14 protein-coding genes are annotated in these 16,416 nt (G+C 72.5%); 4 read left to right on the forward strand and 10 right to left on the reverse strand.

Features of this window, described 5'->3' with window-relative positions; all coding sequences use genetic code 11:
* Nucleotides 1–18: 18 nt before the first annotated feature.
* The 9 genes from LHJ74_RS33330 to LHJ74_RS33370 form a co-directional block, all read right to left on the reverse strand.
* Nucleotides 19–2,391 carry an AMP-binding protein gene (locus tag LHJ74_RS33330; protein WP_260222083.1) on the reverse strand — a complete coding sequence of 791 codons (2,373 nt, stop codon included), beginning with the start codon at nt 2,389–2,391 and terminating at the stop codon, nt 19–21.
* 191 nt (nt 2,392–2,582) lie between these two features.
* Nucleotides 2,583–3,743 (reverse strand): transaldolase family protein, encoded by a 1,161-nt coding sequence (locus LHJ74_RS33335; protein WP_260222084.1) that lies wholly within the window; start codon nt 3,741–3,743, stop codon nt 2,583–2,585.
* Nucleotides 3,740–5,116: a 3-deoxy-7-phosphoheptulonate synthase gene (locus tag LHJ74_RS33340; protein ID WP_260222085.1), complete on the reverse strand. Its 1,377-nt coding sequence runs from the start codon at nt 5,114–5,116 to the stop codon at nt 3,740–3,742. The genes LHJ74_RS33335 and LHJ74_RS33340 overlap by 4 nt, the downstream gene beginning before the upstream one ends.
* A 54-nt stretch (nt 5,117–5,170) precedes the next feature.
* Nucleotides 5,171–5,998, reverse strand: a complete 828-nt coding sequence (locus LHJ74_RS33345; RefSeq protein WP_260222086.1) for a class II aldolase/adducin family protein — start codon at nt 5,996–5,998, stop codon at nt 5,171–5,173.
* A 17-nt stretch (nt 5,999–6,015) separates the two neighbouring features.
* Nucleotides 6,016–7,554 carry an FAD/NAD(P)-binding protein gene (locus tag LHJ74_RS33350; protein WP_260222087.1) on the reverse strand — a complete coding sequence of 513 codons (1,539 nt, stop codon included), beginning with the start codon at nt 7,552–7,554 and terminating at the stop codon, nt 6,016–6,018.
* Nucleotides 7,555–7,706: 152 nt separating this feature from the next.
* Nucleotides 7,707–8,066: a LysR family transcriptional regulator gene (locus LHJ74_RS33355; RefSeq protein WP_260222088.1), complete on the reverse strand. Its 360-nt coding sequence runs from the start codon at nt 8,064–8,066 to the stop codon at nt 7,707–7,709.
* A 111-nt stretch (nt 8,067–8,177) separates the two neighbouring features.
* Entirely contained in the window at nt 8,178–8,561 is a 384-nt protein-coding gene (locus LHJ74_RS33360; protein WP_260222089.1) for a hypothetical protein, read from the reverse strand.
* On the reverse strand, nt 8,558–10,204 hold the full coding sequence (locus LHJ74_RS33365; RefSeq protein WP_260222090.1) for an AMP-binding protein: 1,647 nt from the start codon (nt 10,202–10,204) through the stop codon (nt 8,558–8,560). Before LHJ74_RS33365 ends, LHJ74_RS33360 begins: the two co-directional genes overlap by 4 nt.
* A 156-nt stretch (nt 10,205–10,360) precedes the next feature.
* On the reverse strand, nt 10,361–11,038 hold the full coding sequence (locus tag LHJ74_RS33370; protein WP_260222091.1) for a ScbR family autoregulator-binding transcription factor: 678 nt from the start codon (nt 11,036–11,038) through the stop codon (nt 10,361–10,363).
* Nucleotides 11,039–11,286: 248 nt separating this feature from the next.
* On the opposite strand from LHJ74_RS33370, the gene LHJ74_RS33375 reads away from it, so the two are divergent.
* Complete coding sequence (locus LHJ74_RS33375) at nt 11,287–12,270, forward strand: ScbA/BarX family gamma-butyrolactone biosynthesis protein (RefSeq protein WP_511262227.1); 984 nt, start codon at nt 11,287–11,289, stop codon at nt 12,268–12,270.
* 211 nt (nt 12,271–12,481) lie between these two features.
* Here LHJ74_RS33375 and LHJ74_RS33380 read toward each other — a convergent pair whose 3' ends face one another.
* Nucleotides 12,482–13,243, reverse strand: a complete 762-nt coding sequence (locus LHJ74_RS33380; protein ID WP_260222094.1) for an SDR family NAD(P)-dependent oxidoreductase — start codon at nt 13,241–13,243, stop codon at nt 12,482–12,484.
* A 132-nt stretch (nt 13,244–13,375) separates the two neighbouring features.
* On the opposite strand from LHJ74_RS33380, the gene LHJ74_RS33385 reads away from it, so the two are divergent.
* The 3 genes from LHJ74_RS33385 (at nt 13,376) to LHJ74_RS33395 (ending at nt 16,381) form a co-directional block, all read left to right on the forward strand.
* Nucleotides 13,376–14,338 carry an NAD-dependent epimerase/dehydratase family protein gene (locus LHJ74_RS33385; protein WP_260222095.1) on the forward strand — a complete coding sequence of 321 codons (963 nt, stop codon included), beginning with the start codon at nt 13,376–13,378 and terminating at the stop codon, nt 14,336–14,338.
* Nucleotides 14,339–14,498: 160 nt separating this feature from the next.
* Complete coding sequence (locus LHJ74_RS33390) at nt 14,499–16,094, forward strand: acyl-CoA carboxylase subunit beta (RefSeq protein ID WP_260222096.1); 1,596 nt, start codon at nt 14,499–14,501, stop codon at nt 16,092–16,094.
* 80 nt (nt 16,095–16,174) lie between these two features.
* Nucleotides 16,175–16,381: an acyl-CoA carboxylase subunit epsilon gene (locus LHJ74_RS33395; RefSeq protein WP_260222097.1), complete on the forward strand. Its 207-nt coding sequence runs from the start codon at nt 16,175–16,177 to the stop codon at nt 16,379–16,381.
* Nucleotides 16,382–16,416 lie beyond the last annotated feature (35 nt).

Here is a 16,416-nt window from a genome sequence, read left to right on the forward strand (position 1 = left end):
GCCTCAGACACCCACTCCTCAGTCCCCCACCAGCCTGGCGATCTGCTCACGGCTGGGCACACCCTCGATCCGGCGGGCCCCGACCACCATCGTCGGAATGATCTTCACGGCCGCCTCCGAGCGCTCCAGCGCGGCCCGGTGCCGGTCGGCCAGCCGGAGTGACACCGCCTGCGAGCGGAAGTCCTCCGGATCGAGGCCCGCCTCCCGGGCGATGTCCGTCAGCGTCGCGATGTCCGCGATGTCCTGGTGCTCGGCGAAGTAGGCGCTGAAGACGCTGTCGCAGTAGCCGTCCTCCGAGCCCGACTCCAGCGCGTACTGGAGCCCCTGGAACGCCAGCCGGGTGACCGGCACCGGAGCGGGCGGACGGCTGTCGATCTCCACCCCCACCCGCCGGGCCAGCGGGAGCACCGCGTTCTCCCACACCTCCTGCGAGAAGGCGGGTCCGGCCAGGCCCTCCGGCCGCAACTCGAAGGGGTGCCACACCATCCGCGCCCTGGTCCCCTCCGTCGCCTCGGCCACGACATGCCGCGCCAGCAGACTGAACGGGCAGGTGTAGTCGAACCAGAAGTCGATCGTGGACGCCGGCTGTGCCTGCCGGGCCGAAGGGGGCGGTGTCGAAGCCGGTGCCATGGAAGAACCTCCGTTGTCAGCCTGGTCCCGTTCGAAGCGCTGCCGCATGCGGGCCCTGCGCAGCTTCCCGATCCCCGTCTTGGGGACGTCCTCCCGGCCGACCGGGACGACATGACGCACCTCGGCACCGAAGCACCGCCGGATGTGCGCCCGCACCGCCTCGGCGGCGTCCTCCGGAGCGGTGTCACCGGAGCGCGGGTGGAAGAAGACGGCAAGCTCCTCGCCGCCGGGTGCACCCACCGGCCCGGCCACCGTGAAGGTCGGCTCGACACAGCCGAGTTGCTCGACGGCCGCCTCGATCTCGTGCCCGTGGTACGTCGCCCCGCCGAGCCGGATCGTGTCGTCGGCCCGTCCGGTGACGGTGAGCAGGCCGTCGCGTACGAAACCGAGGTCGCCGGTGCGTAACCAGCCGTCGGGGGTGAAGTCGCGCCGGTCGTTCCGCCTGCGGCCGTGGTAGCCCCCGGTCACGCTGGCTCCGGTGACCTGGAGACGGCCCGTGGTGCCCTGCTCCACCACCGCGTCCGCACCGTCGACGACGCGGACGGCGGTGCCGGGCTGCGGGCGGCCGACGGATACGTACCGCTCCGCTCCCGCGGCGGCGGCGGCGGTGAACTCGCAGTCGGCCACACCGCCCGAGGTCTCGGACATCCCCCACCCGGGGCGCATCGCTGTCCTTGGCAGTCCGTAGGGCGCGAGCAGGCCGAGGAACGCGCGGACCACCGGGGCGCGGACGGGCTCGCCGCCGTTCATGACGGCGCGCAGACAGCTCAGGTCCCAGCGCCTTCCGTGGAGCCGGGCGGCCTGTTCAGTGACGAGGCGGAAGGCGAAGCCGGGCGCCCAGGTGGTGTCGGCCCGGTGCTGGTCGATCACCTCGAGCCAGCGCAGTGGATCCTGGAGAACGCGGTCGGTGCGGACATGCACCTGGTGGCAGCCCAGCACCACATCGCGCACATGGAACATCACGAGTCCGCCGACATGGTCCAGGGGCATCCAGTTGACCGTCCGCGAGGCCCGGCTCAGGCCATTGGACCGGATGTCGGCCGCGCTGCGGCTGAGCATGTTGCGGTGGCTGAGCACCACGGCCTTGGGCACGCCCGTGGAACCGGAGGTCAGCAGCAGCAGGGCCGGGTCGTCGAGATCCGGACGGTGGTGGGCCCGGTCGGGCGGGTGCGCCAGGAGGGCGCCCGCCTCGCCCAGACCGGCCGCGCTCCAGCGGGGGTCGGCAGCCGTGGCGGGAGCGATCTCCTGCCCCTCGCCGGTGATCACCCGAGGGCGGCCGTACCCGCACCAGACCCGGTGCAGCAGATCGGCGGCCTCCCCGCTGCCCTCCGCACCCTTGTGCGCCGCCACCGGCAGCGGGAGGAAGCCGCCGAGCACGCACGCCCAGAACGCCGCGAGTGCCTGCGGGGCGTCGCCGATCTGCAGGATGATCTTCTCCCCGGGTACGGCGCCCGCCGCCCGCAGCGCGGCGAGCATCCGGCGGGCGTCCCCCAGCAGCCGCGGGTACCCGAAGGTCTCCGTGCGGCCCCCGGACCCCACCCAGCACAGGGTTCCTGAATCCTGCGCGCGAGCCGCCCTGACCAGGGCGTCGCCGAGCCCGGACAGCTCCAGGGCCGGGGCGGGCCCGCCGTCGAGCAGGGAAGGCGCCTGGGCCTGTTCCGGGTTTCCCGTCGTCGGAGCAGGCCCCAGGGCCCGGGCGGGTGCGTGGCGAGGCTGATCGCCTTCCCCCGCGCCGTCGCGGGGGAACTGAGAAGTCGTCAAGGCCGTGCCCTCCTCGGACGGGTGCGCTCAGCGGAAGTACCGCTCGGTGCACGCCATGCCGTGGTGGACGCCTGCGGCACCCGCCGCCCTGCTCACCTCCACGCCCGCCCGGATGACGTACTGAATCGAGAGAAACATACCTGCATGCTGGTTTCTAGTGACTATCGAAAACTTCGAAGAGTCCGGGGCGCTCAGGCCCGCTGCCGAGTCCGCTCGTGGCTGCGCAGACTGGCCGCCACCTGCCAGGTCAGCTCCTGCCAGGAGGCGCTGAGCCGCGCAAGGGTGTCGCCCTCCAGACGCTCCGTCAGGGCACAGTGGCCGATACCCAGTTGCTCCAGGGTCCGCAGCACCCGCCGGGCTTCGTCATAGCGGCCGCTGACGCGGTCGGCCGCCGGCGCGCCGCCCGCCTCCGGGACCATCGCGGCCGTGACCTCGGAGACCAGGTGTGCGGTCCCCGGGGCGGACAGCCGCAGCCCGCACCGGATCGCGTGCGCGGAAGCGGGTACCGAGCCGGTGCACCATACGAGCCGGGGCGGGCGGACGCCGCTCCGCCGCCAGGACTCATGGGCGAGGCGGGCACCCGCCACGGCCACCTCGCCCCGCAGCTCCAACGCCCGGCGGTCACCGCAGCGTTCGAGATACCAGGCGGCCTCGGTGTCGAGCCCGCCCGTGCAGTAGGTGACGGCCGTCGGGATCCGGGAGGGGTCGCCGCCCGCCGCTCCGGCCCGCGCGAGTCCCGTCCGCATCGCGTCGGCGACCTGGCCGAACCGGTCGGGCGAGAAGACCGGGGAGGCGTCCACCCCGATGCCCTCCGCCAGGCAGTCGCCCATCGCGGTCAGTCCGGCGGCCGTTGCCGGGATTCTCACGAGGAGCCGGGGACTGCCGACGGCCTCACACAGCGTTCGCGCCTCGACGACCGTCCGGCCGGCGTCATGGGCAAGCGCCGGATCGAGCGGCACGGATACCGCGGCTTCCCGCGCCCCGTCCGAGCCCTCGCCCAGGCGGTCCACGTCCGGGCGGCCCACGTCCGGGCAGCGGGTGCGCCCGAGCAGCGCGGCGGCACGGCGGGCGTCCTCGACGAGCAGCGCACGTACCGCCGAGGCGGCGGTCACCGTGCGGGGGAGCCCGCCCAACTGGGGCAGATATGCGGCGGGATCGGCGGACAGCGCCCGGCTCAGACCGGCCGGACCGAGGGCGATCCCCGTGACCAGCCCGGTGCGCACCAGCGGTGCGAGGGTGCCGTCGCCGAGTCGGCGGCGGCCGGGATGCTCGAGCCACAGCTGCGGACCGCCGCGGTACCGGGCGCCGCCGTGCGGTACCCCGCCGTGCGATGGGCCCTGCCGGTCGCTCATGCTGTCCTCCCGTGACGGGGGCCCTCGGGTGTACGCGTCCGTTCCGCCGCGTCCGTCCGGCACCCCCGCCCGGCGCGCGCGGTGCCTTGGGTGTGCCCGGCCCGTGGCGACGGGGGCCGCGCCGCGAGCCGCTGGCTCAAGTCGGCGATGTGGAAAGCCAGACCGACCGACTGGTCACGGTTGAGCCGTGGATCGCCGGCCGACTCGTACCACCCGGGCGGGCAGGCTGGGTTCGGCTGAGGGCCGCCCGTGCATTCGGTGACGCGGTCACCGGTGAGCTCCAGATGGACGCCGCCGGGCCGGGTGCCGAGCGCCGCGTGTGCCTCGAAGAAGCCGGTGAGCTCGTCGAGCACGTCGTCGTAGCGGCGCGTCGGGCGACCGTCGGCGGCCAGGGTGGTGTTGCCGTGCATGGGGTCGCAGATCCAGGCGACCGGGGCCTCCTGGCCGGTTGCCTCCTCGATCAGCGGCGGCAGCAGCTCACGGACCCGCTCCCGGCCCATCCGGGCGATGAGGGTCAGCCGCCCCGGCTCCCGCTCCGGGTCCAGCCGGTCCACGAGACCCCGCAGCTCGCCGGGTGCCGTGCCGGGGCCGAGCTCGACCGCCACGGGGTTGCGGACCCTGGCGGCGAACTCGACATGCGGGCCGTCCAGACGGCGGGTGTGCTCGCCTATCCACAGCAGATGGGCCGAGAGTCCGTACGGCTGCGAGGTGCGCGGGTCGCGGCGTGTGAGCGCGGCCTCGTAGTCCAGGATCAGCGCCTCGTGGCTCGTGTAGAACTCCGCCGTTCCGGAGCGGCCGTCGGCGGTGCGGTCCCGGATCACTTCCAGGGTGGCGGCCGAGGCGTGGTACATCCGGGCGAGCCGCCGGGGGTCGGGCGTGCGGGCGGCGGCGGTGAACAACGTGTCGTTGACGCAGTCCCCCCGGTAGGCGGGCAGTTCCATTCCGGCCCGGGTCTCGGTCGGCGGCGTGCCGTGCGCGGTGTACTGACCGGCGATGCGGCCGACCGTCACCACCGGCAGGCCGACGGCCCAGCAGAGCACCCCCGCTGTCTGCTGGAGCGTCCCGACCTTGGCGCGGATCTGGCCCGCGGCCAGGCCGTCGAAGGTCTCGACGCAGTCGCCGCCCTGGAGCAGGAACGCCTCGCCGCGCGCCACCTGGGCCAGCCGCTCGCGCAGCCGGTCGCACCCGGCGGCGCTGACCAGCGGTGGTTCGAGGGCGAGCCGGCCGGTGACGTCCTCCAGGGCGGCCGGATCGGGCCAGGCGGGCTGCCCGCCGGTGGCGCTGCCGGTGGCGGTGCTGGTGCTGGTGCTGGTGCTGGTGGTGGGGCTGGCTGTGGTGCTGGCTGTGGTGCTGGCGGTGTCATCCGGTTTCATGGCGAGCGGAACCTCCATCCGTGCTGAGACGGTGCGCAGACGACGTGGCCGTGGCTACTCCTCCAGCAGGTCCGGCTCCTCCCGCACGATCTCGTCGTACAGCAGCTGGAAGCTGAAGCGGCCCAGCTCCCCGTCGCCGAATCCGGCGCCCGCGGCCAGGGCCTGCTCATGGGTGAGCACCCGCGGAGTGCCCGCCGCGCGTGCGAGCAGCTGCACCTGGGCGCAGCCGTCGTACGAGATGAACCAGTGCGCGGCCTCGTCGAGCGTGCCGCCCACCGTGATCAGGCCGTGGTGGCGCAGCAGGACGGCCCGGCCGTCACCGAGCCGCTGGGCGATGTCGCGCCCCTGCCGCACCGACACCGACGGGCCCTCGTAGGTGTCGTAGAGGACCTGCCGTCCGTAGAAGGCGGCGGACTCCTGGTCGAGCGGGTCCAGCAGGGTGCCCAGTGCGCCCAGTGCACGCGAGTGCACGGTGTGCGCGTGGGCGGCGGCCGTGACGCCGGGGTGCTGCTCGTGGATCTGGGAGTGGATGACGAAGGCGCTGGGGTTGACCCGGCCGGTGCCGCGGACGACCCGCCCGGTGGAGTCCACACAGATCAGGTCGGCGACCCGCACCTGCCGGAAGGAGCGGCCGAAGGGGTTTACCCAGAACAGGCCGGGGTCCTCGGGGTCACGCAGCGAGACATGGCCCGAGATGCCCTCCCCGAAGCCGCACTTCCCGAACAGCCGCAGGGCGGCCGCCAGCCGCTGCCTGCCGTGGCGCCGCTCCTCCTCGTACGTGGCGAACTCGGGAGCGGCGGGAATGGGCAGGCCGGTGACGGTGTCCGCCAGGTGTGGCGCGCGGGCCGGGGCCGGTCTGTTCACCGGGGTCAGGGTGTTCATGGGCGGTGTCGTTCCTCTCAGGCGGCGACGAGGTCGCGCGGGGCGCGGGCGGACCTGACTGCGTCGGTGTGCTCCAGTACCGCGCCGGCGATGTCCCGGCTGCGGTCGACGAGCGAGGGGACGCCGAAGGTGAAGAACAGCTCCCCGGCGGCGATGTTGCCGAGCCCGTAAAGGCGCGGGTCGGGTCTGCCGCCGCTGGTGAGCCTGCTGGTGGCGGGGGCCAGCCGCAGCCCGCCGCGCGGATGCCGCACGGCGGCCCGGCAGCGCATCAGCGAGCTCGCCAGGGACCGGGCTCCGGAGGGGATGCGGCCCTCGGCCGCGCTCACGGCGTTGACCACCTTGTCCGCACCGAACTCGGTGCCGTCCGCGGCGACGACGCCGAAGCCGCCGCCGGAGGCCGGTGCGATGTCCAGGAGCCCGGTGACCAGTTGCAGCTGCCCCGCCTCGACCAGCTCCAGCAGTACCGACGCGCTGCTGGGCGGCATGGGGCAGCACAGGCTCATGATGGTGCGGTAGTGGGCGCGCAGCAGCTGGACCTTGTCCTGCTCCCGGAGCACCGGCCAGCAGTCCGGACCGGTTTCCGGGACGGCCCGCTGGAGAATGCGCAGGCCCAGGTGGGGCGAGTCCACCTCGGCGATCTGACGGCGGAGCCGCTCGGCCGGGTCCTCCAGGTCCACCCGGAGGATCTCCGTCACGACGGCGTCGAGGTCGGCGTCCGCGTCCCGGAACTCCGCGCGCAGTACGCCGGCGATGTCCTCCACGGACAGTTCGCGCCGCTTGCGTGCCAGCGCGCGGACCCGTTCGGGGGTGAAGTGGCGCAGTTCGAAGGGGACGGGCTTCTGCCGTACGCCGGGCAGGACGCCGCGTCTGGACAGCAGGCTGATGCGTCCCTGGTGCCCACGGGCGGCCAGCGCCAGGATGATGTCGACGGAGGTGAGGCCGCTGCCGATGACGGCGACGTGGTCCTGCTCGCCGATGCCGTCCAGCGTGCGCGCCAGGGGGTAGGGGTCGCCGACGAATCCCGCCGTGCCGGACAGTTCGTAGGCGTCCTGGGCACCGTCACCGCCGACGCACAACGCGACGTAGTCGAAGACCATGGCGCGGCCGGGGCCGGTGCGCAGCGCCACCTCGTGGGAAAGCCGGTCGGCGGAGGTGACGGCCTCGCCGATGATGTCGACCCGCCAGCCCTGGCGGCGCAGTTCGCCGAGTGCGGCGTAGGCGGTCTGCTCCAGGTACTCGCCGTAGACGGAGCGCGGGGGGAAGCGGGCTCCGGTCATCCGGTCGACGCCCTCCCGGATGCCGGTGAGGCGGTCCCTCGCCTGGAGCCAGCGGTCGAAGTGCCCGGGGTCACCGGTTCGTACGGACATGTCGTGGGACTCCGTGTTGACCCGGAGCGTCTCGGTGTCCACCTGGTAGGCGCGGCCACGCCACAGGTGCGGTGAGGGCTCGAACACGGTGAGACTGCCCGGCTCGTGGAGGGTGCGGGACAGGGCGTCGATCAGGCAGACCGCCGCCCCGCCACCTCCCACCACGCCGATCGAGGGTCCGCCGGACATGGGTCAGCCGCCTATCGGTCGGCGCGGGGCGGGCTGTACCTGGTCCATGTGTCGTTCCTTCCCGGATGAGGACGTGCGGGGCGGTCCGATCCGGGGGAGGGACTCCGCGGATCGTGGCCGGGCGACCGCCGGAGTCCAGGCGGCAGGACCGTTCAGGCCGCGCGCGTGGGTGCCGCCCGCGTGGCGGGCGGCCGGGCGGCCGGGGAGTGGCTGGTGGGGGCCTGGGCACCAGGCCGGCGGCACGGGCCGCCGGCGGCGACCGCGGCCACCTCGTGGCGGGCCGTCTCCACCAGGGTGAGGACCTGCTCCGCGTACGGGAGGAGGCACCGGCCCGCCTCGGTCAGCGCGATCCGGCGTCCGCCGCGGTCGAACAGCGGGGCTCCCACGATCTCTTCGAGGTTCTGGATCTGGGCGGTGACGCTGGACTGGGCGTAGTGAAGGTGCTGCGCGGCACGCGTGAAGCTGCGTAACCTCGCGACCTCGCGGAACGCGCGTAACTGATGCAACTGCACGACGGTGCTCCATTCTGCGGCCACTCAGCCGCGGTCTCACCGGACCGGCTGTGCTCGTTCGGCGTTGGGCGTTCGGCGTTCGGTCTTCAATGTTCGGTCTTCAGTGTCCGGTCAGTCGGACATCGAGAACGGGGACACGAGGTCCCGGGCGATCTGCGGCAGCAACTGGTCCAGCAGCAGGCCGGAGCGGACTGCGCCGCTCGCGCCGCGGGGTATCCCGTCGGTCGCGACGGCGTGCGCGAAGGCCCCGGGCAGGCAGCGGCCGCAGGCGGCGAGGACGGCACGGCGGCCCGCCGTCTCCTGCCCGTACCCGAGGGGGACGAACGCGAGGAGCGCCACCTCTCCCACCTCCGGGAGCCGGACGGGGAGCACCACGGCCTCCCGGACGCAGGGCAGTTCGAGCAGTTCGCGCTCCAGGTCGAAGAGACCGGGCCCGAGACCGTCCTCCTCGGGCATGCGGGGCTCGTGCTCCTCGGGTGCGTACGGCCGGCTCATGCGGACAGCTCCCCGTGCATCGACTGCTCCAGCTGGTGGTTCAACGTGATGATCGGGACTACCGCGTCGAGCAGCTCCGTGGTGCTGATCCGGCCGGTGGGACTGTACGGAATGGTGTCCACGGCGATCACATGGGCGGGCAGCGACGGGACGCGCCGGGCGCAGGCGGCGCTCAGCGCGGTGTATCCGCTGCCCTCCCGGCCGACGGCAACCGCGATGAAGGCGACGATCAGGGCGTCTCCGAGAGCGGGCACGTCGACCCGCATCACGGCGGTGTCCCGCAGGCACGGCAGGTTGAGCAGGTCCGACTCCAGCCGGAACAGCGCCGCGTCGGCGTCGGTGTCCCGTGCCAGTGCGACGGGCCCGGTGCTGCGCCCGGTCACCACGAGCCGGCCCCGCTCGTCCCGGTGGCCCAGGTCACCGGTGAGGAAGAACCGCTGGAGGTGTCCGTCGACGCGGACGGTGGCGAAGGGGGTGTCACCTTCGAGGGCGTCGAGGTAGTTGTCCATCACCTGGTGCCCGGAGACCGCGAGGCGTCCGGTCCGGCCGTCGGGCAGCACCGCGTCGTCCTCGCCCAGGACGACGAGGGTGCTGCCGAGGGTCGGCCGTCCGGAACGGGCGGGCGCGACGAGCGACTCCTCCGGCGGCATCACCATGGTGATGCCGGTCTCGGGCGTGGCCTCGGCCAGGTGCAGGACCGGGCCGAGGCGCTCCCAGGCGGTGTTGACACTCCAGCGGCCGAGGTGCCGTCCGAGCGTGAAGAGCGCGCGCAGCCGCGCCGTGCGCGCCAGGGTTTCCGAGGCCGGGTGGGCGAGCAGCCCGGTGAGTGCCCCGGGATCGATGGCCCCGGTGGTGACGTGCTCCTCGGTGATGATCCTTGCCAGTTCCTCCGGTGCGTCGTGCGGGGCCATGACGGCAGTGCCGCCGAGCGCCAGGAGCGTACGGGTGAGGACCAGGCCCATCGGCTCCCACGGGGGTGCCGCGCTGAGATGGATGTCGTCGGAGTCGAAGCCGAACTCGTCGACCAGGTCGACGAGCTGCCGGGGATCGGCCGCCAGGGGGCGCACCGCGAAGCGCGGTCCGCCGGTGCCGGTGCCGTCACCGGGGACGAGGGCGAGGTCGAGGCAGTCGTGCGAGCCATGCGAGTCGTGGGATTCGCGGGAGTCGGACTGCGGGAGTTCGCGGAGGGGTTCAGCGGTTCGCAGTTGGGCGAAGGTCACGGTGCCGGGGGCGTCGGGCCGCTCCCCTCCGGCCTCCAGGACGATCCGCAGGGCGCGCGGGCCCTCCGGCAGGGGGCAGGCGTCGAGCAGCGGCAGCTGTCCTTCGGCGACGAAGAGGAGGCCGGGCCTGATCTGGCCGAGGGCGCGGGTGAGGGCGTCGGTGCCGGGCGTGGGGTCCAGGGCGGTGCAGGAGATTCCGAGGGTGGCGCAGGCGGCCATGGCCACTGCCGTTTCCCATCGGGCGTCGGCCAGGAGCGCGGCGCGGGGGACGCGTCCCCCGGGAAGCCGTGCCGCCAGCCCGGCCGTCACGCGCTCCACGACGTCTTCGAAATCGGCCCAGCTCAGCCGGGTCCGGCCGGACACCAGGGCCGTACGGTCCGGACCGGCGGCGGCATGCCTCCGGATGTCGTCAAGCTTGATCATGTGGCTACTCCCGTGGTGGGTACGCCCTTGCGTCTCCGATTTCCGCGTCCGCTGGCTCCCGTAGGAGTTGGTGACGATGAAAACAAACCCGCATGCGGGTATGCAAGAGGCGGGCCATCGAAGTGTCCGATGACCCGCCCCGTTTCCGTCAGGACGTCAGGAGCCCTCCTGGGCCCCCTCGTCGCGCACCGTCTCGGCCATCAGGCGGCGGCCGAGATCCGGGGAGATGTCCAGCTGCGCCAGCACCGCGGGCACGGCGACGGACGGCATGAGATGCGAGTAGAGCGTCGCGATCTCCTGCTCCACGTCGCGGCGCCCGGTCATCACCTCCGACATCAGCTGCACCCCGGAGAAGGCGCCGACCAGCACCCGGGCGAAGGGGGCCACTTCCACGTGCGGAAGCAGTTCGCCCTGCGCCTTGGCCTCGGACAGAACGGTCACCTGATGCTCGACCCAGGCACCGTAGGGACGGCGGCGGTCCAGGACGTTGCCCAGGTCGATGGAGAGCCTGATGCTGCCCTGGAGCAGCTTGTCGAAGGTCAGGCGGTAGGCGACGAGCAGGGCCGAGTCCACCACGCCCTGCAGCTTCACCGGGCCGGAACGCGGCCCCGCCGTCCCCAGATGGCCGACCTGCCCGGAGACCTGTCCGTCGAGGACCTCCTGGGCCAGTTCCTCCTTGGAGGGGAAGTGGAAGTAGAAGGCCCCCTTCGTCACCCCGGCCCGGGTGTAGACGTCCGAGATCGTGGCCGCCCCGTAGCCCCGCTCGGCGAACACCTCGCCGGCGGCTTCGAGAACCGCCCGCCTCGTGATGACCGCACGCTCCTGTTGTGCCACCTGGTCGGTCCTCCCGTCTCGCCAGCCACCATGGGCCGTTCACTCACGCGCTTTTGACGTACAAAGCATGGAAAAACAAACCCGCAAGCCTGTATCTTAATTACCGCTGGCGCCGGATAGCAAGATCACCCGTCGAAAGGCGCACATCAGGCCGCGCCCGCAAGAGCCTCCGCAGAGATATCCGCAGAGATATGAGCCTCCGCAGCGAGCTGCCGAGGCTGACTGAACGTCACCGTTAGGGGAGAACAATGACGTTACGTACTCGTGCACCGAAGGCCAGACACCCCCGCACCAACGCGTTAGCGGCCCACCGGGCCGTGCCGCCGGCCGCTCCACTCCGCCCGGCGCTCACACCGGTGGCCAAGGAGCTGGTCAACCGCACCCACGCCGACGACGTCCTGCCCACCGGCTGGACGCGCCACAGCGAGACCCGTCTGTCGGTACGGGTCCGCTGGCTGCCCGACCACCGCCGGTTCCACCCGGTGGAGGGCCGCTATCCCAGCGCCCTCGTCCTGGAGACGGTCCGGCAGACGGGACTTCTGGTCTCGCACGCCGAGCTCGGCGTCCCCTTCGGCCACCACTTCGTGATGCGGGACCTGCGCCAGCAGTCCCTGCCGGAGGAGATGGCGGCCGGTGAAGACCCGGCGGAGGTCGTCGTCGAGGTGCACGTCGCGCAACTGCGCCGGCGCGGCACCGTGCCCGCCGACGTCGAGTTGCGCATGGCCCTGCACAGGGAGGGCCGGGCCGTGGCGGAGGGCGGCACCGGCTACAGCCTCATGTCGCCCGCTGCCTACAGCCGGATACGCGGTGAGCAGACCAGCCCCATGCCCGATCCGTCCACGCCGCTGCCCGCGCCGCTGAGCCCGCGGGCGGTCCGCCGCACCGAGGCCGGGGATGTCGTCCTCTCCCCCACCGGCAGCCCCCGCCGCTGGCAGCTGCGCGCCGACACCGGCAACCTGGCGTTCTTCGACCACCCCAACGACCACATCCCCGGCATGGTCCTGGTCGAGGCCGCCCACCAGGCCGCCTGTGTCGCCGCACCGCACGCCTCGTTCCTCGCCTCGGCCGCCGACCTGAGCTTCAGCCGCTACGTGGAGTTCGGCTCGCCCTGCTGGATCGAAGCGGAAGCCCCCCGTGAGACCGCCGACGGCGTCGCGGTGCGGGTCACCGGCCACCAGGACGGCCTGCCCGTCTTCGAGGCCCGGCTGCACGGGGCGGCCACGGCGGAATAGCCCCGCGGTCAGCACCTCAGAGAGAACCGTGAACTGCCGCCAAGCGCCCGCGTGGTGAGGTCCCCCTGCCTCGCCGCGCGGGCGCGCGCCTCTCCTGCCGCCCCGTGGAGCGCCCCTGCACCACCGCGCACACGCCCGCCTTGTCCGACGAGACGAGCCCGACGTGAACCGCCTCCCCCGCACCGGCACCGGCACCGGCCCCGGCCCCCGCTCAGCGCGCCGTCCAGCCACCGTCCACCGGCAGGGTCGCGCCGACGACGAACGAGGCACGGTCGCTGCACAGCCAGGCGGCGGCCTGGGCGATCTCCGCCGGCTCTGCGGCACGGGGCAGCAGCGCCAGCTTGAGCAGCTGTTCCTCCATGCCGGGCAGGCCCTCCAGCCAGCGCTCCACCATTTCGGTACGGGTGGTGCCGGGGGCCAGCGCGTTGACCCGGATGCCGTGCGCCGCGTATTCGGCGGCGGCGGCCTTGGTCAGCCCGAGCACCGCGTGCTTGGAGGCCACGTACGGGGCGGCGACCGGGGTGGCGACCAAGCCCCCGGTGCTGCCGTTGTTCACGATGGCGCCGCCCCGCCCGAGCATCGCTTCGATCTCCAGCCGCATGCAGTTCCACACACCGCGCACATTGGTGTCCATGATCGCGTCGTAGGTGTCGTCGCCCATCAGATGCATCGGGGTCTGCCGCGCGCCGGTCCCGGCGTTGTTGAACGCCGCGTCCAGCCCGCCGAAGTGTGCGACGGCCGTGGCGACGGCGCGTTCCACCTCCTCGGCCCGGGTGACGTCGGCGATCGCGTACGCCGCCCGGTGGCCCTCCTCCCGCAGCTCGTCCACCAGCTCGGCGAGTCTGCGTTCACGGCGGGCGACGAGGGTGACCGCCGCACCCTCCTCGCAGAACACCCGGGCGGCGGCAGCGCCGATCCCGCTGCTCGCACCGGTGATCAACGCGTGCTTGCCCCCGAGAAGATTTCTTGCCATATCGCAACATTATCCGGAAGGACAACCTCCGATGCCTTTTACGTCCATGGAAGTTCCCGATGACCGCGGCTTCCGCGCAGCCCCGCACCCGCACGGCCGCCGCACCGTCAACTACTGGAAGAGCGCGGGCAGATGACCGGGCAGACGGTCCTCGTCACCGGCGGCACCGGCTTCGTCGGCGCCCGGGTCACCGCGCTGCTGGCCGACCGGAGCGGCCAGGCCGAACCCGCCGCGCGCGTACGCCTCCTCCTGCACCGCACCGGGCACCAGCCCACCCGCCAGGCGGAAGTGGAACCGGCGCACGCCGACCTCGCACGGCCCGAATCGCTGCGGGGCATCTGCGACGGCGTGCACACCGTGCTCCACCTGGCCTCCCAGATCGGCGGCGACCCCGAACTGTGCCGCGCGGTCAACGACGAGGGCACCCGGGCCCTGCTCGCCGAGGCCAGGCGGGCGGGCGTCACCCGGATCATCCAGCTGAGCACCACGGCGGTCTACCGGGACTCCCCGCACCGGGGCGCCCACGAGGAGGGCCTGCCGTACGGTCCGGCCTCGGTCACCAGTGCCTCCCGACTGGCCGGGGAAGCGCGGGTACGGGCGGCGGGCGGCGTGGTGCTGCGCCCGCACCTGGTCTACGGCACCGGGGACACCTGGGTGGTCCCCGCGCTGGCCGAGCTGCTGACCGCCCTGCCGTACTGGGTGGAGGGCGGCCGGGCACGGACCTCGCTGACCCGTGTGGACGACCTGGCGCGGGCGATCACCGGCCTGGCCCGTGCCAGGATGCTGCCCGCCGGTCGCGCCCTGCACGCCACGCACCCGAGGCCGGTCCTGATGCGGGACGTACTGACCGACGTGGCGCGCGGACTCCAACTGCCCCCGCCGGACGGAGACGTGTCGCGCCGGCGTGCACTCGAACTGCTCGGCGGCCCGGAGAACACGGTGTGGCGCCGCCGGCTCGGTCTCCTCACGGTCGACCACTGGTACGACTCGTCCCGGCTGTGGCGGCTGCTCGGCCTCTCCCCGGGCCCGGAGTTCAGCGACGGCTTCGCGGGCTGCCTGCCGTGGTACCGGGCCGCGCTGGCGCCGCAGCGTTGATCCGGGCACCGGGTGACCGGGCACTCTGTCACGGCGGCGGCTCCCCGAACATTCCCCGGGAGTGTGTCCAACGCCGCAGCGACGTGACGGGTCGCCGCCGATAACCTACGAACCAGTAGCCCCGAGACGAGCACCCGATGACGAGTAGGAGCCGCCGGCCGTGTCCGAGCAGGAATCCAGCCCCGACATCCATACGACCGCGGGCAAAATCGCGGACTATCAGCGCCGTGCCGTGGAGGCGACCCACGCCGGTTCCCAGCGTGCGGTGGAGAAACAGCACGCGAAGGGCAAGCTGACCGCCCGCGAGCGGGTCGACCTGCTGCTCGACGAGGGATCGTTCACCGAGCTGGACGAGTTCGCCCGGCACCGCTCCACCGCCTTCGGCATCGAGAAGAACCGCCCGTACGGCGACGGCGTCGTGACCGGCTACGGCACCGTGGACGGCCGCCCGGTGTGCGTGTACTCGCAGGACTTCACGATCTTCGGCGGCTCACTGGGCGAGGTCTACGGCGAGAAGATCGTCAAGGTGATGGACTTCGCCATGAAGACCGGCTGCCCGATCGTCGGCATCAACGACGGCGGCGGCGCGCGTATCCAGGAGGGCGTCACCGCGCTCGGCCTGTTCGCCGAGATCTTCCGCCGGAACGTGCACGCCTCCGGGGTGATCCCGCAGATCAGCCTGATCCTGGGCCCGTGCGCGGGCGGCGCCGTCTACTCCCCGGCGATCACCGACTTCACGGTGATGGTGGACAAGACCTCGCACATGTTCATCACCGGCCCGGATGTGATCAAGACCGTCACGGGCGAGGACGTCGGCTTCGAGGAGCTGGGCGGGGCCCGCACGCACAACACGACCTCCGGGGTCGCCCACCACATGGCGGGCGACGAGAAGGACGCCGTCGAGTACGTCAAGGCGCTGCTGTCCTATCTGCCGAGCAACAACCTCTCCGAGCCGCCGATCTTCCCTGAGGAGGCCGATCTGGAGACCTCGGCGGCGGACCGCGAGCTGGACACCCTGATCCCCGACTCCGCGAACCAGCCGTACGACATGCACAGCGCCATCGAGCATGTGCTGGACGACTCCGAGTTCCTCGAGACCCAGAGCCTCTTCGCACCGAACATGATCACCGGATTCGGGCGGGTCGAGGGGCAGTCGGTGGGCGTGGTGGCCAACCAGCCCATGCAGTTCGCCGGATGCCTGGACATCGACGCGAGCGAGAAGGCCGCACGCTTCGTACGCACCTGTGACGCGTACAACATCCCGGTGCTGACCTTCGTGGACGTGCCGGGCTTCCTGCCGGGCACCGACCAGGAGTACGACGGGATCATCCGGCGCGGCGCGAAGCTGATCTTCGCCTACGCGGAGGCGACCGTGCCGCTGATCACGGTGATCACCCGCAAGGCGTTCGGCGGGGCCTATGACGTCATGGGCTCCAAGCACCTTGGCGCCGACCTCAATTTCGCCTGGCCGACCGCCCAGATCGCGGTCATGGGCGCCCAGGGCGCGGTGAACATCCTGCACCGCAAGGCCCTCGTGGCGGCCGAGACACCCGAGGAGCGCGAGGAGCTGCGGGTGCGGCTGACGGAGGAGTACGAGGACACACTGCTCAATCCGTATGCCGCGGCTGAGCGTGGGTATGTGGATGCTGTGATCATGCCGTCCGAGACCCGCCGCCACATCACCAGGGGGCTGCGCACGCTCCGCTCCAAGCGCGAGCAGCTGCCCCCGAAGAAGCACGGGAACATTCCGCTTTAAGGTCACGTACTTCAGGGCATTTGTTCGACTACGGGCGGCAGTGGGCAGCAGGCCGCCGCGACGCGCAGAGGGGATACACCATGATCAAGGTCGTACGGGGCAACCCCACCCCGGAGGAGCTGGCCGCCGCACTGGCGGTGGTCCGCGCGCGGGCCGCCGCGCTCGTCGTCGGCGGGCCCGCAGCGCACGAGACCGACGAGTGGTCGGACCCGGCGCGCATGGTGCCGGGCCGCCGGGTGCCGCACCCGGGCCCGAAGGCCTGGCGGACGGCGTACTGGCCAGCGTGATCCCGCTATCCTCCACCGCACCTGGCTGTGGCGCC

The organism is Streptomyces gossypii, assembly GCF_025165795.1.
GTDB lineage: Bacteria > Actinomycetota > Actinomycetes > Streptomycetales > Streptomycetaceae > Streptomyces > Streptomyces gossypii.

What these genes read in the sequence shown, in the direction of transcription:
- LHJ74_RS33335 (WP_260222084.1), bottom strand. Translation starts at nt 3,743, where the DNA reads ATGAGCGACCGGCAGGGCCCATCGCACGGCGGGGTACCGCACGGCGGC.
- LHJ74_RS33340 (WP_260222085.1), bottom strand. Translation starts at nt 5,116, where the DNA reads ATGAAACCGGATGACACCGCCAGCACCACAGCCAGCACCACAGCCAGC.
- LHJ74_RS33345 (WP_260222086.1), bottom strand. Translation starts at nt 5,998, where the DNA reads ATGAACACCCTGACCCCGGTGAACAGACCGGCCCCGGCCCGCGCGCCA.
- LHJ74_RS33350 (WP_260222087.1), bottom strand. Translation starts at nt 7,554, where the DNA reads ATGTCCGGCGGACCCTCGATCGGCGTGGTGGGAGGTGGCGGGGCGGCG.
- LHJ74_RS33360 (WP_260222089.1), bottom strand. Translation starts at nt 8,561, where the DNA reads ATGAGCCGGCCGTACGCACCCGAGGAGCACGAGCCCCGCATGCCCGAG.
- LHJ74_RS33365 (WP_260222090.1), bottom strand. Translation starts at nt 10,204, where the DNA reads ATGATCAAGCTTGACGACATCCGGAGGCATGCCGCCGCCGGTCCGGAC.
- LHJ74_RS33375 (WP_511262227.1), top strand. Translation starts at nt 11,287, where the DNA reads ATGACGTTACGTACTCGTGCACCGAAGGCCAGACACCCCCGCACCAAC.
- LHJ74_RS33380 (WP_260222094.1), bottom strand. Translation starts at nt 13,243, where the DNA reads ATGGCAAGAAATCTTCTCGGGGGCAAGCACGCGTTGATCACCGGTGCG.
- LHJ74_RS33385 (WP_260222095.1), top strand. Translation starts at nt 13,376, where the DNA reads ATGACCGGGCAGACGGTCCTCGTCACCGGCGGCACCGGCTTCGTCGGC.
- LHJ74_RS33395 (WP_260222097.1), top strand. Translation starts at nt 16,175, where the DNA reads ATGATCAAGGTCGTACGGGGCAACCCCACCCCGGAGGAGCTGGCCGCC.